25 protein-coding genes are annotated in these 22,264 nt (G+C 72.3%); 12 read left to right on the top strand and 13 right to left on the bottom strand.

What is annotated here, in order from left to right; translation table 11 throughout:
• Window positions 1–12 precede the first annotated feature (12 nt).
• The 3 genes from dqs_RS01495 to dqs_RS01485 are packed head-to-tail and all read left to right on the top strand — an operon-like array spanning window position 13 to window position 2,005.
• Entirely contained in the window at window positions 13–285 is a 273-nt protein-coding gene (locus dqs_RS01495) for a phosphopantetheine-binding protein (RefSeq protein WP_065339463.1), read from the top strand.
• Window positions 282–1,349, top strand: coding sequence for a beta-ketoacyl synthase N-terminal-like domain-containing protein (locus dqs_RS01490; RefSeq protein WP_065339462.1), 1,068 nt, complete (start codon window positions 282–284; stop codon window positions 1,347–1,349). Before dqs_RS01495 ends, dqs_RS01490 begins: the two co-directional genes overlap by 4 nt.
• A complete protein-coding gene (locus dqs_RS01485) occupies window positions 1,346–2,005 on the top strand; it encodes a hypothetical protein (RefSeq protein WP_065339461.1) in 660 nt (219 codons plus the stop codon). Before dqs_RS01490 ends, dqs_RS01485 begins: the two co-directional genes overlap by 4 nt.
• Here the strand turns inward: dqs_RS01485 and dqs_RS01480 are convergent.
• Genes dqs_RS01480 through dqs_RS01465 form a run of 4 tightly spaced genes read right to left on the bottom strand, consistent with a single transcriptional unit; the run spans window position 2,002 to window position 6,408 of the window.
• Window positions 2,002–2,757 (bottom strand): DUF2894 domain-containing protein, encoded by a 756-nt coding sequence (locus tag dqs_RS01480; protein ID WP_084018149.1) that lies wholly within the window; start codon window positions 2,755–2,757, stop codon window positions 2,002–2,004. The two genes, dqs_RS01485 and dqs_RS01480, sit on opposite strands and share 4 nt — an antisense overlap.
• Window positions 2,750–3,394 carry an OmpA family protein gene (locus tag dqs_RS01475; protein WP_011764016.1) on the bottom strand — a complete coding sequence of 215 codons (645 nt, stop codon included), beginning with the start codon at window positions 3,392–3,394 and terminating at the stop codon, window positions 2,750–2,752. Before dqs_RS01475 ends, dqs_RS01480 begins: the two co-directional genes overlap by 8 nt.
• A 2-nt stretch (window positions 3,395–3,396) precedes the next feature.
• Entirely contained in the window at window positions 3,397–5,601 is a 2,205-nt protein-coding gene (locus dqs_RS01470) for a DUF802 domain-containing protein (protein ID WP_065339460.1), read from the bottom strand.
• A gap of 51 nt (window positions 5,602–5,652) precedes the next feature.
• A complete protein-coding gene (locus dqs_RS01465; protein ID WP_065339459.1) occupies window positions 5,653–6,408 on the bottom strand; it encodes a DUF3348 domain-containing protein in 756 nt (251 codons plus the stop codon).
• A 204-nt stretch (window positions 6,409–6,612) separates the two neighbouring features.
• Here dqs_RS01465 and dqs_RS01460 point away from each other — a divergent pair, with 204 nt between their 5' ends.
• The gene (locus tag dqs_RS01460; RefSeq protein ID WP_065339458.1) at window positions 6,613–7,368 is read left to right on the top strand and encodes a hypothetical protein; all 756 of its coding nucleotides are present in this window, start codon (window positions 6,613–6,615) and stop codon (window positions 7,366–7,368) included.
• Here the strand turns inward: dqs_RS01460 and dqs_RS01455 are convergent.
• From dqs_RS01455 to dqs_RS01445, 3 genes are all read right to left on the bottom strand, one after another.
• A complete protein-coding gene (locus tag dqs_RS01455; RefSeq protein WP_065339457.1) occupies window positions 7,344–7,751 on the bottom strand; it encodes a hypothetical protein in 408 nt (135 codons plus the stop codon). The two genes, dqs_RS01460 and dqs_RS01455, sit on opposite strands and share 25 nt — an antisense overlap.
• An 86-nt stretch (window positions 7,752–7,837) precedes the next feature.
• Window positions 7,838–8,428 (bottom strand): hypothetical protein, encoded by a 591-nt coding sequence (locus dqs_RS01450; protein WP_065339456.1) that lies wholly within the window; start codon window positions 8,426–8,428, stop codon window positions 7,838–7,840.
• A gap of 125 nt (window positions 8,429–8,553) precedes the next feature.
• Window positions 8,554–8,895 carry a hypothetical protein gene (locus dqs_RS01445; protein WP_065339455.1) on the bottom strand — a complete coding sequence of 114 codons (342 nt, stop codon included), beginning with the start codon at window positions 8,893–8,895 and terminating at the stop codon, window positions 8,554–8,556.
• 173 nt (window positions 8,896–9,068) lie between these two features.
• On the opposite strand from dqs_RS01445, the gene dqs_RS01440 reads away from it, so the two are divergent.
• The 4 genes from dqs_RS01440 to dqs_RS01425 all read left to right on the top strand — a co-directional run bounded on the left by dqs_RS01440 (window position 9,069) and on the right by dqs_RS01425 (window position 12,177).
• On the top strand, window positions 9,069–9,509 hold the full coding sequence (locus dqs_RS01440; protein WP_065339454.1) for a DUF3106 domain-containing protein: 441 nt from the start codon (window positions 9,069–9,071) through the stop codon (window positions 9,507–9,509).
• A complete protein-coding gene (locus dqs_RS01435) occupies window positions 9,506–10,132 on the top strand; it encodes an RNA polymerase sigma factor (protein ID WP_065339453.1) in 627 nt (208 codons plus the stop codon). Before dqs_RS01440 ends, dqs_RS01435 begins: the two co-directional genes overlap by 4 nt.
• The gene (locus dqs_RS01430) at window positions 10,110–10,388 is read left to right on the top strand and encodes a hypothetical protein (RefSeq protein WP_065339452.1); all 279 of its coding nucleotides are present in this window, start codon (window positions 10,110–10,112) and stop codon (window positions 10,386–10,388) included. Before dqs_RS01435 ends, dqs_RS01430 begins: the two co-directional genes overlap by 23 nt.
• Before the next feature lie 163 nt (window positions 10,389–10,551).
• Complete coding sequence (locus tag dqs_RS01425; protein ID WP_065339451.1) at window positions 10,552–12,177, top strand: B12-binding domain-containing radical SAM protein; 1,626 nt, start codon at window positions 10,552–10,554, stop codon at window positions 12,175–12,177.
• Between the two features lie 145 nt (window positions 12,178–12,322).
• Here dqs_RS01425 and dqs_RS01420 read toward each other — a convergent pair whose 3' ends face one another.
• The 6 genes from dqs_RS01420 to dqs_RS01395 form a co-directional block, all read right to left on the bottom strand.
• On the bottom strand, window positions 12,323–13,600 hold the full coding sequence (locus tag dqs_RS01420; RefSeq protein ID WP_157108123.1) for a TolC family protein: 1,278 nt from the start codon (window positions 13,598–13,600) through the stop codon (window positions 12,323–12,325).
• Entirely contained in the window at window positions 13,597–13,911 is a 315-nt protein-coding gene (locus dqs_RS01415) for a DUF3240 family protein (protein ID WP_011764004.1), read from the bottom strand. Before dqs_RS01415 ends, dqs_RS01420 begins: the two co-directional genes overlap by 4 nt.
• Window positions 13,908–17,012, bottom strand: a complete 3,105-nt coding sequence (locus dqs_RS01410) for an efflux RND transporter permease subunit (protein ID WP_236778720.1) — start codon at window positions 17,010–17,012, stop codon at window positions 13,908–13,910. The genes dqs_RS01415 and dqs_RS01410 overlap by 4 nt, the downstream gene beginning before the upstream one ends.
• On the bottom strand, window positions 17,009–18,112 hold the full coding sequence (locus dqs_RS01405; RefSeq protein WP_084018147.1) for an efflux RND transporter periplasmic adaptor subunit: 1,104 nt from the start codon (window positions 18,110–18,112) through the stop codon (window positions 17,009–17,011). Before dqs_RS01405 ends, dqs_RS01410 begins: the two co-directional genes overlap by 4 nt.
• 71 nt (window positions 18,113–18,183) lie before the next feature.
• On the bottom strand, window positions 18,184–18,705 hold the full coding sequence (locus tag dqs_RS01400; RefSeq protein WP_084018145.1) for a cytochrome b/b6 domain-containing protein: 522 nt from the start codon (window positions 18,703–18,705) through the stop codon (window positions 18,184–18,186).
• A gap of 13 nt (window positions 18,706–18,718) precedes the next feature.
• On the bottom strand, window positions 18,719–18,991 hold the full coding sequence (locus dqs_RS01395; protein ID WP_011764000.1) for a PepSY domain-containing protein: 273 nt from the start codon (window positions 18,989–18,991) through the stop codon (window positions 18,719–18,721).
• 154 nt (window positions 18,992–19,145) lie between these two features.
• Here dqs_RS01395 and dqs_RS01390 point away from each other — a divergent pair, with 154 nt between their 5' ends.
• From dqs_RS01390 to dqs_RS01375, 4 genes are all read left to right on the top strand, one after another.
• Window positions 19,146–19,802, top strand: a complete 657-nt coding sequence (locus dqs_RS01390; RefSeq protein ID WP_011763999.1) for a response regulator — start codon at window positions 19,146–19,148, stop codon at window positions 19,800–19,802.
• Window positions 19,799–21,190, top strand: a complete 1,392-nt coding sequence (locus tag dqs_RS01385) for an ATP-binding protein (RefSeq protein WP_065339449.1) — start codon at window positions 19,799–19,801, stop codon at window positions 21,188–21,190. Before dqs_RS01390 ends, dqs_RS01385 begins: the two co-directional genes overlap by 4 nt.
• Before the next feature lie 122 nt (window positions 21,191–21,312).
• Window positions 21,313–21,597 carry a phosphopantetheine-binding protein gene (locus dqs_RS01380; RefSeq protein ID WP_011763997.1) on the top strand — a complete coding sequence of 95 codons (285 nt, stop codon included), beginning with the start codon at window positions 21,313–21,315 and terminating at the stop codon, window positions 21,595–21,597.
• Complete coding sequence (locus dqs_RS01375) at window positions 21,597–22,250, top strand: COG4648 family protein (RefSeq protein WP_065339448.1); 654 nt, start codon at window positions 21,597–21,599, stop codon at window positions 22,248–22,250. The genes dqs_RS01380 and dqs_RS01375 overlap by 1 nt, the downstream gene beginning before the upstream one ends.
• Window positions 22,251–22,264: the final 14 nt, after the last annotated feature.

Raw genomic sequence — 22,264 nt, 5'->3', positions numbered from 1 at the left:
CCCTACGCATCCATGACTGCACTGACACACGAACTCAAGGTGCTGATCGTCGACGCCTGCGACAAGGCCTGCGATCCCGCCACGATCAGCGACGACGAAATCCTGTTCGGCCCCGAGGCCCCGCTTGCGCTCGACTCGCTCGATGCGCTGCAGGTCTCGATGGCGCTGCAGAAGAAGTACGGCGTGCGCCTGACCGACAGCAAGGAAACCCGCCGCATCCTCGCCAGCGTCGCCAACCTCGCCGCCTTCCTGCAGGCGCAGGGCAAGACGGGCACGTCGGCGTGAATCCGGCCGCGCCGCCGCGGCGCGCGGTCCATGTCGCGCGCCTCGGCCATTGCTCCGCGCGCGGGCACGACGCCCCCAGCGCCGCCGAGGCGCTGCTTGCCGGCGCGGACGACACGGCCACGCGCGAGCTGCTCGACGCCCGTCACCCCTGGTTTGCGCTGCCGCTGGCGGAAAAAAACGGCTGGACCGCGCGCGCCCGCGCCGCGGTCACGGCGGTCGGCGCCCAGCTCACCGCCGGCATGGACCCGGCGCGTGTCGCCGCGCTGCCGCTCTTCATCGGCTCGTCCTCGCTGCAGGCCGGCGCGATCGAGGCCGCCGCGCGCGCCGGAGGCTGCGTCGAGATGCCGCCCGATGCCGCCGCCTTTGCGGCGGACGTGGCGGCATGGCTGGGCGTCGGCAGCGTTCCGTGGACCTTCTCCACCAGTTGCACCTCCGGCCTCGCCGCGCTGGACGCCGCCGCGACGCTGATCGCGGCCGGCTTGATCGACGAGGCGCTGGTGCTCGGCTTCGAGTTCGCCAACGACACCACGCTGGCGGGCTTCGCCGGGCTCGGCATTCTCGCCACCACGCCGGAGGCCGACGGCCTGGTGCTGGGCGAGGCGGTCGGCGGCGTGCTGCTCAGCGCCACCCCCGGCGCTGCCGGATGGCGCGTGGCGGCGTGCCGGCTGGGGGTGGACGGCCACTCGCCCACCGCGCCGGCGCCGGACGGCGGCGTGATCGCGCAGGTCATCGCTGCCGCGCTCGCCGACGCCGGGCTGCAAAGCACCGACATCGCGCTGCTGAAGCCGCACCGCGGACAGCTCGCCAGCACGGACGCCGCGGAGGCCGCCGCACTGCAGCGCGTGTTCGGCGCCGCGCCGCCGCCCGCGGTCGCACTCAAGCGCCAGCTCGGCCACACCCTGGGGGCGAGCGGGCTGGTCGAACTCGGCGCGCTGCTCGCCATGCTGGACGCCCCCGCGGGCCGCGCGCGACACGGCAGCGCGCGCCACCTGCTGCTCAACCTGATCGGCTTCGGCGGCAGCATCGCCGCGCTGGTGCTCAGCCGCAGCGGAGGCCAGCCGTGATCGCGCTGGCTGCCTTCTACCGCCAGCGCTACGACGCGGCCGCGCTGTCGGCCGCGGCGCGCACCTGCTGCGCGGTGCCGCTGCGGCGCGCCGGGGCGATGACCGAGCTGGTCCTGACCGGGGTGCACGCCTGCCTCGACAGCCAACCGCCGCGGCCGACCGCGCTGATCTGGGGTTCGCGCACCGGCATCCGCCACGCCACCGCGCGCGTCGTCGGCGACCTCTGCATCAGCGGCGAAGCGCCGATGCCCTTCGACTTTCTCGCCACCCAGCCGGCGCTGGCGGCAGTGCCGGTGCAGCAGACGTTTCCGTGCGTCGTCAACGCGGTGTACCAGCCCTGGCAGGCGGAGGCCGACGCCCATTGGGCGCGCATGCTGCATCTGGCGATCGCGTGGCTGCAGAGCGGCCGCCACGAGCGCGTGCTGTGCGCCCAGGTGGAGCCCGCGACCGAACACCTGCGCGGCGACTGGCTGGTACTGCAGCGCGGCGACGGCGCTGCGTGGCCGGAGGTGCAGGTCGGCCTCGCCGACGGCACGCACGGCGCGGGCAGCGCCGCGCTGTTCGACTGGCTGGGGGCCGGTACCGGCAAGGGGTTCGTGCTGCGCGGGGCAGACGCGCTGCCGGCGCTCCGCTTTTACCGCGCCGGCGCGCGCTAGGACGCGCCCCCCGCCGCGGGCTTGCGCTTGCGGCCGCGCTCGGCGCGCGCGCCCGGCTTCTGCGCCGCGGCGCGGCCGGCCTCCACCTGTTCCAGCCACAGCAAGGTGTTGGCGTAGGAGACGAACTGCTCCAGATAGGCCGGAGCGAGGTCGCGCATGCGGGTCAGTGCGCGCAGCACGAGGAAATGGGCATTGAGCGGCCCCGCGTTCTCCGGCGCCTGGGCAAAGGCCCCGGCCAGTTGCTGTTCGGTGCTGAGGCGCGACCAGGTACGGCGGAAGCGGCGCAGCGAACGCAGCTCGGCGGGCGCTCCGCCCGGCTCGGTGGCGGCCTCCGGCGCATCGGCCGCGGGGCGCTGCAGCCGTGCCACCAGTTCGCCAAGCGGGCCGGGGGCCGGCCCGGCTTCCAGCGCGGCAATGCGCCGCCGCAGCGCGGTGAAATCGCCCGCCGCCAGGTCCTCCGCGAGCGCGGCCGCCGCGGCCGGGAAGCGCGCCGCCGCGGCCGCGCAGCAGGCCTCGGCCTCGCGCGCAGCGGCATCCATCCGCTCGCCCAGTGCCGCCGCGGCTTCCGCCAGGCGGCTTTCCAGCCGCTGCCTGGCGGCGCCGTCCAGCCCCGCCAGGCGCGCCGCCAGCGCGTCAAGGAAACGGAATCCGACCGCGTCGAAGCGCGCCGCGCCACGCGCGCGCAGCGCTTCGATCAGGGTCTGCGCGCTGGCGCCGTCCGCCGCCACGGTAGTGGTTTCGGCCTCAGCCACGGTCCGCGCCAGCCGCCTTGGCCGAGCGGGGCACCGGCGCCATCTCCACCCGGCGGTTGCGCGCGCGGCCGTCGGCGTCGGCGTTGGAAGCCACCGGCTGCTCCTGCCCGAACGCCGCCGCAAAGACCGCGGCCGACGGTACGCCCTCCTCCACCAGCACCCGTGTCACCGTCAGCGCGCGCTGGGCCGAGAGTTCCCAGTTGTCGGCAAACTGGCGGTTGCTGTCGCGCACCGGGCGGTCGTCGGTGAAGCCGCTCACCATCAGCATCTCGTCATGGCTGGCGAGGTAGGCCGCCAGCGGCGGGGCCAGGCTCTTCAGCAGCTGGCGTCCGTCCGGCTGCAGTTCGTCGGAGTTGAGCGCGAACAGCACGCTGCCGCTGATGCCGATGCGGCCGTTGGCCAGCGTGACGCGGCCCGAGGCGAGCGGCACCGCGAGCGCCTTCTCCAGCGCCTCGCGCCGCTGCTCCTCCACGCGGCGCTTCTGCACCTCGGCTTCCAGGCTGCTCGCCAGCTCCATCTGCACCCCGAGCACGCCCACCAGGATCAGCACGAAGGCGCCCAGCAGGCCCGACATCAGATCGGCGAACACCGCCCACACCGGGGCGGCGTGCTCGATGCCGCCGTCGATCTCGTCCATGCTCACACCCCGCCGGCCAGCGCGGGCGCCGACAGGCGGCGCAGGTCATCGACGATCTGCTGCTGCGAGCCGATCGACAGGTCGATGATCTCGCGCGCCTGGGCGACGTAGTAGGCCAGCTGCTCGTCGCTGCGCGCCATCGACTTGTCGAGCGCGCCCTCGATGCGCTGCAGGCTTTCCATCAGTTGCGTGCTGGATTCGCCGAACAGCCGCAGCGCGAGCTGGAAGGCCTCGCCAAGGCTGGCAACCTCGGCCGCGCCGCCCGCGAGCAGCCCGGCCGCGTCCGCCATGCGGCTGGATTCGGTGGCCACGGTGTCGCCGAAGCGGGTGCCCGCCTGTTCCAGCGCCGCGGCGGAGGACGCCACCAGCGCGTCGATCGCGCTGCGCTGTTCGGTGGAAGCGTGGTTGATCGCGTCGAGCAGCGCGCGCAGGGTTTCCATGATGCGGCTGCGCTCGGCAAGCAGTTCGTTGTCGCGCGCGACGCTGGCGGACAGCTCCTTGCGCAGTTCGCCGATCACCTCGGCGGCGGCACGCGGCGCCTCCGCGGCCCGTTCCATCAGCGCCCCCACTTCGGCGAGGGTGCCGCTCGCCTGCGCCTTGGTCTCCGCCACCAGCGCGCGCGCGGTGTCGTCGAGCGTCTGGCAGATCCGCTGCTGGCGTGCTTCGCTGTCGGCGCCGGCCTCGGCCCAACGCTGCTGCAGGGATCCGGCCAGCTCCGCAAGCGCCGCGCGTTGCGCCGCCAGGCGGGCTTCCTCCTGGCTGGCGAGCGCGGCCTGCAGGCTGGCGCTGCGTTCGGCCACCTCCGCCAGCAGCGCGCCGGCGCGGTCATCGAAGCGGCCGGCGAAGGCGCCCAGGGCGCCGTCCAGCCGCTCGATCAGCGCACTGCCGCTGCGCTCGTGGTCCGCCAGCGCGCGTGTCCAGGTTTCGCTGACCGCGCTCACCGCCGCGTCGAAGCGGGTGGCGAGAGCATCGAGATGTCGCTCGGTGCCCGCCGCGAGCCGCGCGTGCAGCGCGGCGGTATCGTCGGTGAGGCGCGCCGCGGTGGTGGCGAGTTCGCCGCGCAGCGCGTCGTGGGCCTGCGCCACCGAGGCCAGCAGCGCGGCGCTGTGCTGGTCGACGCGCTCGGCATGGGCGCCGAGCGCGGCCTCGATCTGCGTGCCGACCGCGGCATTGGCGCGCTGGTGCTGCTCCAGCGCGGCGGTCCAGCTGGCGGTCACGCGGGTCACCGCACTGTCGAAGCGGGCGCCCGCGCCGTCGAGCTGGGCCTGGACGGCATCGGCCACGCGTGCCTGCAGCGCGGCGGTTTCGCGCGCGATGCCGGCCATCGTGGTGTCGACCACCGGCTTGATCGTCTCGCCCGCCAGCCGCGCGCTCTCGCTCAGGCTGGCCTGCAGGCTGCGGCCGACCGCGGCCGCCAGCTCGGTGTAGGCCTCGCGCGCCTCGCGGTGAAAGCGCGCCTGCTCGGCCGCCAGGCGCTGCTCCGCTTCGCCGCTGCGGCGCTCCAGCTGTGCCATCAGCGTGCCGAGCGCGTCGACCAGTTCGGGCAGCAGGCGAGCCTGCTGCTGCATCGCCTTGAAGCCCTCGTCGCGCTGATGGGCGCGCGAGAACGGCCGCAGCGCGGTGGCGATGCGCGCATCGAGCAGATGCGCGGCCTGCTGGCGCGCGCGCCGGCACAGCGTGGTGATCAGCCCCAGCATCGCGGACGCCGCGACCCCGGCCACCGAGGTGCCGAAGGCCACGCCCAGCCCCTTCACCGGCGCGGCCAGCGCGGCACGGATGGTCTGCAGGTCGGTGGTGCTCTCGAGCGCGACGACCGCGCCGTTGAGCGTGACCACCATGCCGAGGAAGGTGCCGAGCATGCCGAGCAGCACCAGCAGGCCGATCAGGTAGGGCGTGACGGTGGGGCCGGGCAGCGCGACGCGCTCACCCTCCAGCCGCAGCCGCACCGCGTTGTGCAACCTGGGCGGCAGCGTGGCGATCCACGCCGCGGGGTCGGCGACTTGCGGCGGGATGTCGGCCAGGGCCCGCTGCAGCGCCGCGGTGGCGCGCTGGAAGCGCAGCATCTCCGTCGCGCCCGCCACGTATACGGCGGCGATCAGCGCGGTCATCGTCAGCGCCAGCGGACTGCCGCCGAGGTAGCCGTATCCGACCCAGCCGACGACCACCAGACCCACGACAAAGGCCGCCGCGCAGGCGGTTCTGTTCATTGCCACGATTACCTCATCTACAAATATCGAGCGCGGGCGGACGTGGGGGCTTCACGCACCGACCGCCGGCGCGCCCTCCAGCGCTTCCACCAGGCCGCTGACCGGCTGCAGACGCAGCGCCAGCTCGGCGAGCAGCACGGTGCGCAGATCGGCCCGGAACGTCGCCAGCCAGCCGCCCGGCCGGCTCCAGCCCGCCGGGTCGTCCGCCGTGCCGGCGGGTTGTGCCGCGCGATGTGCGGCCAGCAACTGCTCGAAACGCTGCGCCAGCAGGGCGGGGATGGTGGCGAGCAAGGCGCGTTCGCGCACGGCCAGCCCCTGCTCCAGCACCGCATCGAGCGCCGCCAGCCGCGCCAGCGCCGCGGAATGGCGGGCGAGGGCGGCGCGGGCATCGCCCCGCAGTGTCGCGATCGTCGCCTGCATGTCGCGCTGGCGGGCGAGACAGTAGCGCTGGTAGGGCGCGAAATCAGCCAGCGCCTCGGGACCGCCGTCCAGCGGCGGCAGCGGCGCCGCGATGCGCCCCACGCCCGGCGCGGAGGCGCCGTCGGCGCCGATCGCCTGCACCAGCGTGCTGCGCACGCGCGCCAGCTCCGCCCCCAGCGGGGATGCGGCAGCCGCAGCGGTGGCCGCCTCGCCCGGGCGCGCGTCGAGCACCGAGAACAGCGCCAGCGCATCCTTGAAGTCGAGCCACTGCCCCAGCCGCTCGGCAAAGGGCTGGCGGGATTCGCCCGGCTCTTCGACCACCAGCCCGGCCAGTGCCCGCTGCAGCGCGGAAGTGTTGAAACGCGTACGCGGCAGTCCTTGCGCCATACCCGGAACCGACGCCTGCCCGGCGAAAAAGCGGCAAGGCTACTACAAGGCGGCGAGCGGGTGAGTGCGAAAAAGGTAACGGCGCCGGCGCGCCGCTGTCGGCCGGCTTGACAGTCGTTCCGTGGAGCGCGGCCATGCCCGCGCCACTGCTGGAGGAACGCGGATTGCTACGGCCCCGCGCCACCCTTGCGCGAGGAATCCCCCATGTCGCTTCCGGTCCTGACGTCTGCCCGCTGCCTTCGCCCGGCCCTGGTGGCCGCCGCGCTCACCTGCACCGCCTTGCCCGCGCACGCGCTGGTGGTGCCGGGTGCGCTCGAGGCCGTCGAAGGCAACATCAACAACGCCTTTCCGTTCATCCCCGACCCGCTGCGCGCGCAGCAGGTGTATGACGCGAGCGCATTCGCCGGGGTGGGCGGACCGCTGCTGCTGACCGGCCTCGCCTTCCGTCCGGACGCGGTGGATGGCGCGCCGCAGGCCTGGGTGGTGCCGGACGTGCGCATCCATCTGTCGACCACGAGCGCGGGGCCGGACCGGCTGTCGACCACCTTCGCCGACAACGTCGGCAGCGACGACACCGAGGTGCTGCGCGGTGCGCTGTCGCTATCGACCGCCGACCTGCCGGGACCGGGTGGCACCCGGCTGTTCGACATCGTGATCCGGTTCACCACCCCGTTCCGCTACGACCCCGCGCGCGGCAACCTGCTGCTCGACATCTTCAGCGCCGGCGGCAGCCCGGTTGTGTCCTACGACGCCCACAACCTCGCCGGCGACGCGATCTCGCGGGTGATCGGCGACCTCGACGCCGCGCGCGGCATTGCCGACAGCAGCGGCCTCGTCACCGCGTTCGACTTTGTCGCGCTGGCGGTGCCGGCGCCCGGAACCCTGGCCCTGCTGCTGGCCGCGGCGCTCGCGCTGCCCGCGGCGCGGCGCCGACCTCAGGTGTTGGTCGCAGCGCGGTAGAAGGCTTCGGCGAAGGCGTCGATGTCCTGCCAGTTGTCGCGCGAGATTTCCTCGGCCTCGGCCAGCGCCATGTCGGTGAAGCCCTTGCGCGTCATGTTGTTGAACGTCACCACGCCGTTCCTGATCGTGTAGTTGAAGCGCGCGTTCTTGCCCGATCTGGACAAGGGGTAGCTGACGTGGAAGCCCACCCATTCGCCGTTCTTGGCCACTTCCCAGACTTCGTTGAATGCGAGCGTGATGTGCGGATAGTTGGTCAGGCGGTTGTTGCCGTCCTTGTACCAGGTCCAGTTGGGGGAGTTGTACTCGTTGTTCGAGGTGTATTTGCCCTTCCAGTTGGCCGGCCCGATCAGGTCGTACGACACCTGCAATTGCGCAGCTTTCATTGCTCACTCCCCTTGGTTCGGTTCATGGGATCAGGGCTTCGCCCGGCACGCAGGTGCGGCGCCCGCAGGAAATCCGGCTCCTCCGGCTAGCCGTACAGCCACGGCGCCAGCCCCCGCGTCGCGTAGTACGCCTTCATCAGCGCCTGAGTCTCGCAGCGGTCGATGCCCCCGGTTTCATCGATCGCGATGAAGCGCTCGCCGATCGCCCTGTTGCGGGCGTTGCCGGCTTCGTCGAGGTAGTCGTCGTTGGCGCCGTGCTGCAGCGGAAACAGCAGCTGGCGGTTGATGCGCTTGAGGAATTCGGCGGTCTGGCGGCTGTCGGCGCCCAGCTCGAAGCGGCTGTAGCCGTTGCCCGTGCGCTGCCAGGCCGACAGCAGGTCCCAGTCGCTGGTGTAGAGGCGGCCGTCCTGCACGATCCAGCGGCCGTGCGTCTTCTGCTTCATCGCCGCCGGCTTGGGGAGGATCTCCACGCCCAGGCCGCGCACCTGGCGGCCGAGCCCGCCGGGGGCGCGGAAGATCAGCAGCTTGCGCTCGGCGCGGCAGAATTCCTGCAGCGTCTCGAGATCGATGGCATCCATGCCGGACCACTGCGCATGGCCGACCAGTTCGGGAGACGAACCCCAGGCCTTTTCGAGGTTGGCGATGCCGGGCTTGAATCCGGGCGGGACGCTGGCCATGACGATGCCTCGCGGATACGGGAAGTAGCGGACACTAATTCATCGTATGCATATCGGCAATCGAAAGCGCCTGTCCCGACGCTGCCGGGCTCGCGGGGCGGCGGCCGCGGCCCCGCGACATCCTGTTAGCGGCTGACCTGGCGGTCGTGCTTCTGCACCGCGATGTGCCGGCTGGTGCGATCCTGCAGGCGTTCCATGTGCACGGCTTCCCGGCGGCTGAGCGTGCCGTCGGCCAGCGCTCGGTCCTCGACCCGGTCCACATGGCCCTGCTGGCGCTCCATACGAGCCGCTTCGCGCGCGGTCAGCGCGCCGCTGGCCACGCCCTTGTCGATGCGCTGCTCCTGGCGCGCCTGGCGATTGTCGATGCGTTGCGCCATGCGCTCGGCGGGCGTCTCGGCGTGGACCAGCGACGGCGCCACGACAAGGGCGGCGAGCAGGGCGAACAGGCTGGAACGGAAGGCGTACATGTCGATATCCTCGGTAGCGGAGCCGGCCGGATGCCGGCGCCATGCCGCTTCAACTGCCCGGCGCCGGTTTTCTTATGCCGAACTTACAAACGCTTGCAAGCACGGCGCCGCGTAAGACCGCGCGCCGGGCGGCGTTTACCCCAGGACAACGTTCATCCGCCCGGAAGCCTTCGATGACTTCGCCCTTGCACCGCCTGCTGTTCGCCGCATGCCTGCTCGCCGCCTGGCCGGCCGCCCATGCCGCCGCCCCCGCGGTGCCCGAACTCGGCCAATGGTTCACGCTGGAACCGGCGGTGCGCCGCGAGCGCGCCCACCAGATCCGCGAACAGCTCGCCGACGCCAGCCCGGCCGAGCGCCAGGCCTTCCGCGCGGCGCTGCGCGAACGCCTGGCCGCGCTGCCGCCGGAGCGCCGCCGCAGCGTCGCCGACCAGCTGCAGCAGGAATGGCGCGAACTCAGCCCGCAGGAACGCGATGCCATGCGCGCCGAACGCCGCGCCTACCTGCGTTCGCTCAGCCGCGAAGAACGCCGCCAGCTGCTGGAAGACCGCCGCGCGATGCTGCAGCGCCTGAGCCCCGAAGAGCGCCAGCGCTGGCAGCAGGGGCTGGAACGGTGAGCCTGGCCGCACTACTGCCGGCCAGCTGGCGCGCGGACGCGACCCTGCTCGCCGCCGCCCTCGATGGCGACCGCCGCGCGGTGGCGGCGCTGGTGGACCGGCTGGCGCCGCAGGGCCATGCGCTGGCGTGGCGACTGACCGGCTCGCGCGCCGAAGCCGAGGACGCGGTGCAGGAAGCCTTCCTGCGGCTGTGGCGCGACGGTGGCCGGCTGGAAGCCCGCGCACAGATCTCGACGTGGTTCCTCACCGTGGTGCGCAACCTCTGCTTCGACCGGCTGCGCCGTCGCGACGACCCGCTCGACGACGAAACCCGCGACACGCTGGTGGACGACGGCCCCACGCCGGAAGACAGGCTGCTGCTCACCGCCGCTGCCGGCGAACTGCACGCCGCGCTCGAACGCCTGCCGCCGCGCCAGCGCCATGCGCTGATGCTGTGGGCGTGGCAGGACCATGATGTGGGGCAGATCGCCGACGCGCTGGACATCGCCCCGAATGCCGCGCACCAGCTGCTGTTCCGCGCCCGCCGTTCGCTGCGCCAGGCCGTCGAGGCCATTCGCGCAGCATCTACCCATCCCGTTTCCGCCGTGAAGGATATCGGCCATGAATACCCCCAGCCCCGCTGATCCCCTGCGCAAAAGGCTGCGCGCGCTGCCGCCGCCGGCGGCCGGCACCTCGCTGCGCGCCCGCCTGCTGGCCGACGCCGACGCCCGCCTGCCGCACCCCGCCGCCTGGTGGCAACCACTATGGCGCACCGGACTGGCCGCGATGGCGGTGGTCGCGGTATGCGCCTTCGGCGTCAATGAATACCTGGCCTGGCAGGAAATCCAGGAGCTGGCCGAGCTCGACACGCTGTCCACCGCGACCATGCTGCTGCTGTGAGGAGCACCGGCGCTGCGTTGTCATCCTGATGAATTCGCAGCGATTTTTTTCGCACCCCGCATGGAAATACGCTTATCGGCGGCTTCGAAATACCGCACAATCGGGGCAAAACAGATCCATCCACAACACGCCCCATCAAGCCCAACTTGAGAGAACCCCGACCATGCGCGTAACCCTCGTCCATCCAGCCGGGTTCAATTTCGTGCCCGGCCAGCCCGACTTCACGCTGCTGGCCAACCGCATGGCGCCGATCGGCATCCTGCAGCTGGCGTCCTGGCTGGAAAAGCACGGCCACCCCACCCAGCTGCACGACTGCATGGGCCCCTACGCCCCCGCCTCGCTGGAAGCCAACGTGGCCCAGATCATCGCCACCAAGCCGGAACTGGTCGGCTTCTCCGCCACCACCTCGGGCTTCATGGACGCGGTGGACATGGCCGAACAGATCAAGCAGAAGCTGCCGCACGTGAAGACCTTCTTCGGCAACGTGCATACCTCCTCGATCGGCGCGCCGCTGCTGGAGCATTTCCCCGAGATCGACTACCTCTGCATCGGCGAGGGCGAAGGCGCCATCCTCGATGTCGCCAACGGCATGGCGCCGAAGGACATCGCCAACATCATCTACCGCGACGATGCCGGGCGCGCCGTCATCAACGAGCGCCGCACCCGCATCCTCGATCTCGACGAGCTGCCCTTCCCCGCCTACGAAAAGCTGGCCGGCTTTCCGCACGGCTACCACCTGCCGCTGTTCTCCTACGAGAAGCGCTGGGGCGCGACCATGATCACCTCGCGCGGCTGTCCCTACACCTGCTCGTTCTGCGACCGCACGGTGTACGAGCGGCTCTACAAGTACAACTCGGCGCAATACGTGCACGACCACATCCGCCACCTGCGCGATACCTTCGGCGTGCATCACATCAACATCTACGACGACCTCTTCACCGCGCACAAGAAGCGCATCCACGAGCTGTGCGAACTGCTGATCGCCAAGCCGCTGGGGGTGGATTTCAACTGCGCGATCCGCACCGGCCACACCTCGGACGAAATGCTGGCCCTGCTCAAGCGCGCCGGCGCGCTGATGGTGTCGATGGGCATCGAATCGGCCGACCCCGGCATGATGGAACGCCACAAGACCGGCGTGACGCTGGAGGCGGTGAAGAAGACGGTGGAGCAGATCCACGCCGCCGGCCTGCGCGCCAAGGGCCTGTTCATCTTCGGCCTGCCCGGCGAAACGCCGGAAACGCTGAAGAAGACCAGCGACTTCATCCTCGAGCTGGACCTCGACGAGATGAACATGACCAAGTTCAGCCCGATGTACGGCGCGCCGATCTGGGACGAATGCGTCTCCGGCAAGGAAGGCGACTTCAACGAAGACTGGCGCCTGATGAACTGCCTCAACTTCGTCTTCAAGCCCAACGGCTTCGAATCGCGCGAGCAGATGGACGCGCTCTACAACTGGCACGTGCGCCGCTACTACGACAGCAAGGCCTACCGCCGCCGCTTTTCCAAGCGCATCTGGCAGCACCGCTGGAGCCTGTGGCATCTGCTGAAGAACGCCCCGCGCGTGATCCAGGCCGCGCGCTACTTCAGCGCCAACAAGGCCCAGATCGAAGCCGCGGCGCGCGACTTCGCCCCCCATCCGCGCCAGCCGCGCGGCCTGCAACCCTTCCTCAGCCCGGAACTGCAGGCCGACGCGCTGGCGGCGATGTCGCCAGTGAAGATCTCGCGCAAACCCAAGCCCAAGGTGGAAGACGCCACCGCGATCGCCGCGCCGCGCATCCAGGCGGCCTGAGTGCGGAGTGAGTCCGCGGGCTACTCCTCCCCCTTCAAGGGGGAGGCTGGGAGGGGGATGGGGTTCAAGTGAGCGCTGCGCCCAACCCCATCCCCACCCCAGCCCTCCCCTTGAAGGGGAGGGAGCCACCGCACCCACGCTCCGCTCACTCGCCGTGGTCTTCCCCGTCCGCCCACAGCCGATGCGCGGCCAGGCGCAGACTGGCCTGCTCCGCCAGCGCATCGACACGCGCGCCGCTCGCCTGCAAGGCGGCCTCCAGCGCCTGGCGGCGGGCCAGCAGCACCTCGGCCAGCGGCGCTTCCCCCAGGCGCTGCGCCAGCGCCAGCCTTTCCGCCGCGGCCGCCAGCCGGGCGGCGCTGTCTTCGGCGAGGCGCCAGTGGTCGTGGGTGGCGATGACCATCTCGTGACGCGCGCGTAGTTCCCCCGCCAGCCGCCGCTCGGCGGCGTTGGCCTGTTCCGCCGCCGCCGCAGCGCTGGCACGGGCCATGTCCGCGGTGGCGTTGCGGTAGCTGCCGCCCAGCGGAATCGCCACATAGGCGCCCACCATGTGCTCGGCGCTGTCGCGTTCGCGGCCGTAGCGCACGCCGAAGGTGGGGTCCGGCCGGCGCTGGGCGGCGGCGCGCTGGCTTTCGGCCTCGGCACGGGCGGCGGCGCTGCGCGCGAGCAGCAGGCCGTGGTCGTGTTCCAGGGCAAGCTCCACCAGTTCCTGCATGTCGGCCCCCGGCGGCGCGGGGTCGGGCAACGGCGGCCGCGCGGGCAGGGCGAGCTGCGGATAGCGCTGGCGCAGGGCGGCGGCCGCCGCTGCGGCGCGGCCTTCGCCCAGGCGGGCGGCGGCCGCGGCCTGGGCCGCGGCGGCTTCGGCCTGCATCGCGTCCAGCCGCGAGGCATCGCCCAGCTCGGCGCGGCGCGTTACCGCGGCAGCCTCGCGCGCGGCGGCCTCGGCCTGCGCACGCAGCACGCCCGCGCCGGCCTGCTCGCGCAGCCAGTCGTACCACGCCGCCAGCAGCGCGCGCGCGGTCTCATGGCGGGCGTCGGCAAGGCCGAGTTCGGCGGCTTTCACCTTCAGGTCGCCCAGCCGCTCGTCGAGGCCGGCCTTGCCCGGCAGGCGCAGCGGCCGCTCGAGCGCCACCTCCCATTCGCCGGTGCGCGCGGTGACACCCGCCTCACGCGTGCGGCGGCGGCCGTAGTCGGCGTTGAGGGTCCACTCGTAGGGGCCGGCGGCCAGCTGTCGCCGCTCGGCCTCGCCGCCTTCGCGCAGGGCCTCGGCCGCGCGCACCTCGGGCGCGGCCTCGATCGCCGCCTGCAGCATCGGCAGCGGCGGCAGCTCCGCCGGATAGTCGGCGGCGCGGGCGGGCAGCGCGAGCACCAGCGCGGCGAGCGGCGCGAGCACCGCGCCACGGCGGGACAGGAAGGCGGCCATCACGACACCCTCCCGCAGTCGAGCAAGGGCGTCACCCAGTAGAAGATGTTGGCGTCGGGCAAGGCGGCGCGCACCTCGCCCAGCAGCGGCTGCAGCGCCGCCGACTGCAGCGCGAGCCGCACGCAGACGCGCGCGCCGCGGCCGCGCACGTTCTCGTTGGCGCCGACCAGCGCGATCTCGCGCCCGTGCCCGGACGCCGGATGGGTGGTGAAGCCGCTCGCCATGCCGGGGAGCGCAAGCAGCAGATCCACCAGCTTGTCTTCGAGCGCGGCAGGGGCAACCAGGGTCAGCAGGGTGTCGGGGGTGGCGGTCATGGCAGCAGGGCCTCCGGCGCGGACAGCGCGGGCGCGCGGTCCATGCCGAAACGGCGGAACAGGATGGGCAACAGCAGCAGCGTGAGCAGCGTGGAGCTGATCAGGCCGCCGATCACGACGATGGCGAGCGGGCGCTGGATCTCCGAGCCGGGTCCGGTGGCAAACAGCAGCGGCACCAGGCCGAAGGCGGCGATCGAGGCGGTCATCAGCACCGGGCGCAGACGGCGGCGGGCGCCTTCGACCACCACCCGGGCGAGCGGCATGCCCTGCTCGATGAGCTGGTTGAAGTAGGTGACCATGACCACGCCGTTGAGCACCGCGATGCCGAGCAGCGCGATGAAGCCGACCGAAGCCGGCACCGACAGGTATTCCCCCGCCAGCAACAGCGCGAACACGCCGCCGACCAGTGCGAACGGCACGTTGGCCAGCACCAGCGCGGCCTGGCGCACCGAGCCGAAGGTGGAGAACAGCAGCAGGAAGATCAGCAGCAGCGCCACCGGCACCACCACCGCCAGCCGCGCCGCGGCGCGCTGCTGGTTCTCGAACTGGCCGCTCCATTCCAGCCGGTAGCCGGCCGGCAGCTTGACGGTGGCGGCCACCCTGGCCTGCGCCTCCTCGACGAAGCCGACCAGGTCGCGCCCGCGCACATTGGACTGGACGGTGACGTAGCGGCTGCCGTTCTCGCGGTCCACCTTGACCGGCCCGGCGACGCGCTCCAGCCGGGCCACCGCCGACAGCGGCACCGCGCCGCCGCCCGGCAGCGCGAGGCGCAGGTCGGCAAAGCGGCTGGCGCTGGCGCGCACCCCTTCGTCGGCGCGGATCAGGATCGGCACGCGGCGCCCGGCCTCGATCACCGCGCCCGCCTGCTCGCCCTCGACCAGGCTGCGCAGCGCCGACTGCACGTCGTCCACCGAGAGCCCGAGCCGGCCCGCCGCGAGGTGGTCGATCTCGACGCGCAGGTATTGCACGCCCTCGTTCTTGGCGGTGAACACGTCCTCGGCCCCGTCCATCGCCGCCAGCAGCGCCTCGATCGCGCCGGCCGCGCGGCCGAGCGCGGCGAGGTCTGTGCCGAAGACCTTGATCGCGATGTCGCCGCGCACGCCGGTCAGCATCTCCGACACGCGCATGTCGATCGGCTGGGTGAAGGTGACGTCGATGCCGGGGAATTCCGCCACCACGCGGCGCAGCTCGTCGGTCAGCCAGGCCTTGTCGGGCTGGCGCCATTCGGCCACCGGTTTGAGCACCAGGAAGCTGTCGGTCTGGTTGAGCCCCATCGGGTCCAGGCCCAGCTCGTCGGAGCCGGAGCGCGCCACCACGCTCTTCACCTCGGGCACCTGTTCCAGGATTGTGCGCTGCACGCGCGAATCCACCGCGATCGTCTGCTCCAGCCCGATAGAGGGCAGTTTCTCCAGCTGCATGATCAGGTCGCCTTCATCCATGGTCGGCATGAAGGTCTTGCCGACGAAGGCGTAGCCCGCCGCTGCCAGCGCCAGTGACAGCAGCGCCACGGCGATCACCGTGCGGGCGTTGGCCAGCGCCCAGTCCAGCGCCGGCGCGTAGGCCGCATCGAGCCGGCGCACCAGCCAGGGCGTGTGCGCTTCGCCGCGCTTGAGCAGCAGCGAGGCCAGCACCGGGATCACCGTCAGCGCCAGCACCAGCGACGACGCCAGCGCATACACGATGGACAGCGCCACCGGCACGAAGAGCTTGCCTTCCAGCCCCTGCAGGGTCAGCAGCGGCACGAACACGATGATGATGATCGCGATGCCCGAAGCCACCGGCAGCGCAACCTCGCGCACCGCGCGGTACACCACGTGCAGCAGCGGCAGGCGCGCCTGCACGCCGTCGGCGGCAAGCTGGGTTTCCACGTTCTCCACCACCACCACGGCGGCGTCCACCAGCATGCCGATCGCGATCGCGAGCCCGCCCAGGCTCATCAGGTTGGCGGACACGCCGGTGTAACGCATCAGGATGAAGGTGCCGAGCGCAGCCAGCGGCAGCGTCAGCGCCACCACCAGCGCCGCGCGCAGGTTGCCGAGGAAGGCGAGCAGCAGCACGACGACCAGCGCGATCGCCTCGAACAGGGCTTTCGACACCGTGCCGACCGCGCGATCGACCAGCGCCGAGCGGTCGTAGAAAGGCACGATGCTGACGCCGGGCGGCAGCGAGGGGGCGAGTTCCGCCAGCCGCGCCTTCACCCCGGCGATCACCGCCTGCGCGTTGGCGCCGCGCAGGCCGAGCACCAGACCCTGCACGGTTTCGCCGGCACCGTCGCGCGTTACCGCGCCGTAGCGGGTGAGGCTCCCGATGCGCACCTCGGCGACGTCGCCCAGCCGTACTGGCACGCCGTCGCGGGTGGCCACCACCACCGCGGCGAGATCGGCAGGCTCGTTCACCGCGCCCTCGGCGCGCACGATCAGCGTTTCCTCGCCGTCGCCGAGGCGGCCGGCGCCGTCGTTGCGGTTGTTGCGCTCGATCGCCTCGCGCAGCAGGTTGAGGCCGAGGCCGCGCGCCGCCAGCAGTTGCGGGTTGGGCACCACCTCGTAGCTGCGCACATGCCCGCCCAGGCTGTTCACATCGGCCACGCCGCGGATGGTGCGCAGCTGCGGGCGGATCACGCGGTCGAGCAGCGTGCGCTTTTCCTCCAGCGACAGCGGCCCCTCGATCGTGAACATGAACATCTCGCCCAGCGGCGTGGTGATCGGCGCGAGTCCGCCGCTGGCCTGCGCCGGCAGCCCGCTCATCGCCGCGTCCAGGCGTTCGCTCACCTGCTGGCGCGCCCAGTAGATGTCGGTGCCGTCGTCGAAATCCACCGTGATGTCGGTGATGCCGTACTTGGACACCGCGCGCAGCATGCGCTGGGCGGGAATGCCAAGCAGTTCCTGCTCGATCGGCACCGTGATGCGCGCCTCCACCTCTTCCGGCGTCATGCCGGGCGCCTTCACGATGATCTTGACCTGGGTGGTGGACACGTCGGGAAAGGCGTCGATCGGCAGGCTGCGCAACGCCATCGCGCCGGCGCCCACCAGCAGCGCGGTCAGCACCAGCACCAGCAGGCGCTGGGTCAGCGAGAATTCGACCAGTCGGGCGAGCACGCTCATTCCCCCTTGCCGATGCCCATCGCCGCCGCCTTCAGCAGGCTGGCGCCGCGCACCGCGACCCGCTCGTCGGCGTGCAGCTCGCCGCGCAGCACCGCGTTGCCGCCCTGCTCGCCGAGCACGCTCACCGGCACCGGCACGAAGGCGTCGCCCCGACGCACGAACACCGCGCTGCCGCCGCCGTCCTCGCCCAGCGGCACCAGCGCGCTGGCGGGCACCGCCCACACCGGCGCCGCGCCGGCCGCCGCGTCGCCGCCGCGCTCGATCTCCACCTCCACGTTCTGCCCCGGGCCGAGCGCGCCCAGGCCGCGATCGAGCAGCGCGCGCACGGTCACGGTCTGGGCGCCACTCACCGCGCGGCCCACCGCCACCACCCGGCCCTCGGCGCCGCCCGCCGGCACCCGCACCCGCAGCCCGGGTTTCAGTTGCGCGGCCAGCGCCGGCGGCAGATCGACCTCGAGCGCGAGCGGATCGAGGCGGGCGATATGGAACAGCGGCGCCGCAGCCTCCACCCGCATCCCCGGCTGGGCCGGCTGCGCCAGCACCACGCCGGCGATCGGCGCCACGATCGTGAGTTGGCCGCCGCCCTCGCTGGCGCCACCGCTCAACCCGAGCAGCGCGCGGCGCTCGGCCAGTGCGGCGCCTGCCTGGGCCGCCGCCGCGCGCGTGGCCTCCAGGCGCGCGGCAGGAATCAGGCCTTCGGCGTGGAGTTGCTGGTCGCGCTGCAAGGCAAGGCGGGCGCGTTCCTGTTCGGCGCCGGCCTGGGTCAGGTCGCGGCGCAGCGCGAGCAGCTCGGGGCTGGCGATGCGCGCCAGCGGCTGGCCGGCACGGACCGTCTCGCCGCTGCCCACCAGCACCGCCGCCACCAGTCCGGCGACCGGCGCGGCAACGAAGCGTTGCTGTGCGCTGGGCACGACCACGCGCGCCGGCAGGTGCGCCAGGCTGGCGGCGCCGGCCGCCTGCACCGGCGCCAGTTCGATGCCGGCGGCGGTCAGGCGCGCGGCATCCAGCACCACCGCCTCGGCGGCCGCGGCGGGCGCCGCAACGGAGAAGGACATCAGCAGCGCGGGGACCAGCCGGCGCCACGGCAGTTGGATCGGCATGATTGGAGGGCGTAAACGATGAAGCCGCCATGCTGGCGGCCCATCCTTAAGCGTCGCTTAACCGGCGCGGCCTACAAGCGCTTGTAGCCATCCACCATCGCGCGCACCAGGTTCTCGCGGTGACGCCAGCTCTCGTAGATCGCCGCGGCCACATGCACCGCCACCGCGGCAAGGGTGAGGTGGGCGGCGGCTTCATGAATCTCCTCCAGCCAGTCCGCGCCCCATCCCCAGTCGGTCGTCATCGCCCAGCCGGTGGCGCCGATCACCCCGACCATCGCCAGCAGGAACAGGATCATCACCGCCGCGGCCGGATTGTGGCCGCGGTAGCGCGGCTCCTGCCCCCGCAGCGCCGCGCGCAGGTAGCCGAACAGACCCTGCGGGCTGGGAACGAAGTCGACGAAGCGCGCATGGCGGCAGCCGACGAAGCCCCACAGCACGCGAAAAGCCACCAGGCCGAGGGCGCAATAGCCGGCGCCCTGATGCAGCGTTTCCGCGTCGTCGGCGCTGAGCCACGCGGTCAGGAAGGCCGCCACCAGACTCCAGTGGAACAGCCGCACCGGCAGGTCCCACACCTTCACGCGCTCGATGCCCATGGCGCGCTCCCGCTCAGCCGCGCTTTTCGCGCGCGACGCTGCCGTCCACCGGGTTGTAGTAGATCTCGACCTTCTTGCCGTCCTTGTCCTTGCCGTAGATCTCGTAGCAGTTGCCGCTGGTGACCTTGAACTTGTCGACCGTGTAGCCGGCGGCACTGATCTTCTGCTTCATCGCCTCCTCGGGCAGCCACTGGCTCTTCGGCGCCTCGGTACACTGCGGCCCGGCGAGCGCCACGGTGGACAGCGTGCAGGCGGCGAGCACGACGAATGCGGAACGGGTCTTCATGATGATCTCCTCGTAAGCGGCGATGTGCCGGTTGCGCGGCCATTCTCGGCAGCGCTTGATTAATGGCCGCTTAAGCCGGCGCGGGGCAAAGTGTCGATGTGTAAGCGCCGGCGCGGACCGCCGGGCGCTTGAAGCGGGCGGCATGAGGACGGAGATGCGGATACTGCTGGTGGAAGACGATGCCCTGCTGGGCGACGGCCTGCAGGCGGGCCTGCGGCTGGCCGGCTTCAATGCGGACTGGGTACGCAGCGCGGAGGCCGCGGAGACGGCGCTGGCGCTGGAGCATTTCTCGGCAGTGGTGCTCGACCTCGGCCTGCCGGGGCGCGACGGCAACAGCCTGCTCGCGGCGCTGCGCCAGCGCCATGACGACATCCCGGTGCTGATCCTGACCGCGCGCGACGCCGTCGCCGACAAGGTGCGCGGGCTGGACCTCGGCGCCGACGACTACATGGTGAAGCCGGTCGATCTCGACGAACTCGCGGCCCGCCTGCGCGCGGCGCTGCGGCGCGCCGGAGGCCGCGCCAGCGGAGTCATCCGCCACGGCGAGGTCGAACTCGACCCCGCGGCGCGCCGGGTCCGCCGCGCGGGCGCGGAGGTGGCGCTGACCAGCCGCGAATTCGACCTGCTCTACGTGCTGCTGTCGCGCGCCGGCACCGTGCTGACGCGGCGCATGCTGGACGAGCAGCTGTATGCCTGGGATGAAGGCGCCGAGAGCAACACCCTGGAGGTCCACATCCACCACCTGCGGCGCAAGCTCGGCGCCGACCTCATCCACACCGTGCGCGGCGTGGGCTACACGGTGCCGGCATGAGCGCGGACGCGCTGCCGCTGCCCGGCTGGTCGCTGAAGCGGCGGCTGCTCGGCCTGCTGCTGCTAGTGGCCGGCGGCGTGTCGGCGCTGACCATCGTGCTCGCCTACCGCGCGGCCCACACCGAGGCCGAGCACGCCTTCGATGCGCAGCTGGTGGTCGTGGCCGAAACCCTCATGGCGATCGCCGCCGACGCCGGGGTGGATTACGCCGAACACGAACTCTCGGAGCACGCCTACCCCGACACCCTGCCGGTGGCCTACCAGGTCTGGGGCCGCCAGGATGGCCGCGTCAGCCTGCTGCTACGTTCCGCCAGCGCGCCCGCCACGGCGATGACGGTGCACGAAGGCCTCAGCGACGGCGAGCGCGATGGCCGCCGTTGGCGCCATTACCTGCTGCGGCGCGGCGACTTCGCGGTCATCGCGGGTCAGGACCATGCCGGGCGCGATGCGCTCGCGCGCGAACTCACGCTGCGCATCCTGCTGCCCTTCCTCCTTGCGCTGCCGCTGCTCGCCGCGGCGATCTGGCTGACCGTGGGCCGCGCGCTGCAGCCGGTCGCCGCGCTCGCGGCGGAAGTGGAAGCGATGAAGCCCGACGGGCTGAACCCGGTGGGCCTCGCCGATCCGCCGCCGCAGGAGATCGCCCCGCTGCTGCAGGCGCTCAACCGGCTAATCGGGCGAATGGCGGCCGCGCTCGCCGGCGAGCAGCGCTTCACCGCCGACGCCGCCCACGAGCTGCGCACCCCGCTTGCCGCGCTGCGCATCCAGGCCCAGGTGGCCGCCCGTGCCGGCGAGGACAGTGCGGCGCGCGAGCGCGCGCTCGACCAGGTCATTGCCGGCGTGGACCGCATGACCCATCTGGTCGACCAGCTGCTGACGCTGGCCCGGCTCGAACCCGCAGCCGCGCAGCCCGCCTTCGCCCCGGTCGACCTCGCGGCGGTGGCGGAGGCCGCGGTTGCAGCGCTCGCCCCGCGCAGCGCCGCGCGCAAGCAACAGGTGGAGTGCGCGCTGGCCCCCGCCACCGTCAGCGGCAACGCCGTGTGGCTCGACATCCTCGCCCGCAACCTCATCGACAACGCGCTGCGCTACGCGCCGCCGGGCAGCCACATCCGCGTGCGCACCGCGCGCGAAGGCATGCGCTGCGTGCTGGAAGTGAGCGACGACGGCCCCGGCCTGGAGCCCGGTGCGCGCGACAGCCTGCGTGCGCGCTTTGCGCGCGGGGTGGCGGCGGACGGCGAAGGCTGCGGCCTCGGGCTGTCCATCGTCGGCCGCATCGTCGAGCTGCACGGCGGCGAATTCCGCCTCGGCGACGGCCTGCCGCGCAGCGCGCCGGCCGGGGTGGGACTGGCCGCCACGGTGGTGCTGGCCGCGGCAAGTCCCTCCCCACGCTAGGGAAACTTTGCCGCAGGCGTTCAAAAATGCCGCCCGCCCGGTTAACATTGCGGGTTCCAGTCGTCGGTCCGCGTTAGCATGGACGGACGTTTCCGGCCTACGTACCGCGCTTCACCCCGATCATGACCCACACCGCCCCCGCATCCGCCGATGCCGCCCTGCTCGCCGAAGTCGCCGCGCTGATCGTCACCGCGCTCAATCTCGAAGTCCGCGCGGAGGACATCGAACCGGATGCGCCGCTCTACGGCGAAGGCCTGGGACTGGACTCCATCGACATCCTCGAGGTGGCGCTGGTGGTGTCCAAGCGCTACGGCTTCTCGCTGCGCGCCGACAACGAGGACAACCTGAAGATCTTCGCCTCGCTGCGCAGCCTGGGCGACTACATCGCCACCCACCGGGTGCAGTGATGACCACGCCGCTGCGCTTCGGCCGCGCCGCCCTGGCCGCCGTCGCGTTCGCTGCCTACCTGCTGCTCGCGCATCACACCACCGCGTCCGGCCAGCACCCCACGCTGGGCGCGCTGCTTGCGGTCGTGCCTTACATGGCGGCCGCGCTGGCGATGGCGGCGCGCGCCCGCCACCGCGGCTTCGCGCTCGCGCTGTGGGCACTGGGCGCCGCGCTGCTGTGGCGCCAGTGGCCGGTGGTCGAGGCCCGCTTCGAGTGGGTGTATTTGATCCAGCACGTCGGCACCTTCGGCCTGCTCGCGATCGGCTTCGGCCGCAGCCTCGGCGGCGAGCCGATGATCACCCGCTTCGCCCGCCTGGTGCACGGCGCCGAACTGGCACCGCCGCTGGTGCGTTATACCCGCGGCGCCACCGCCGCCTGGGCGCTGTTCTTCACCGCGATGACCACCGCCTCGCTGCTGCTGTTCTTCGGCGGCCCGCTGCCGCTGTGGTCGCTGCTGGTCAACATCCTCACCCCGCTGCTGGTGGCGCTGATGTTCGCCGCCGAGTTCCTGGTGCGCCGCCTGCTGCTGCCGCCGGGCCTGCGCACCGGCCTGGTGGAGTCCGTGCGCGCCTGCATGCACGCCGGCCGCCGCGCCAGCCCGCCCGCGGCCTGAACACCCACTGCCCA

This window comes from Azoarcus olearius (genome assembly GCF_001682385.1).
Lineage (GTDB): Bacteria > Pseudomonadota > Gammaproteobacteria > Burkholderiales > Rhodocyclaceae > Azoarcus > Azoarcus olearius.
This window is presented reverse-complemented; position numbering and strand designations above follow the sequence as displayed.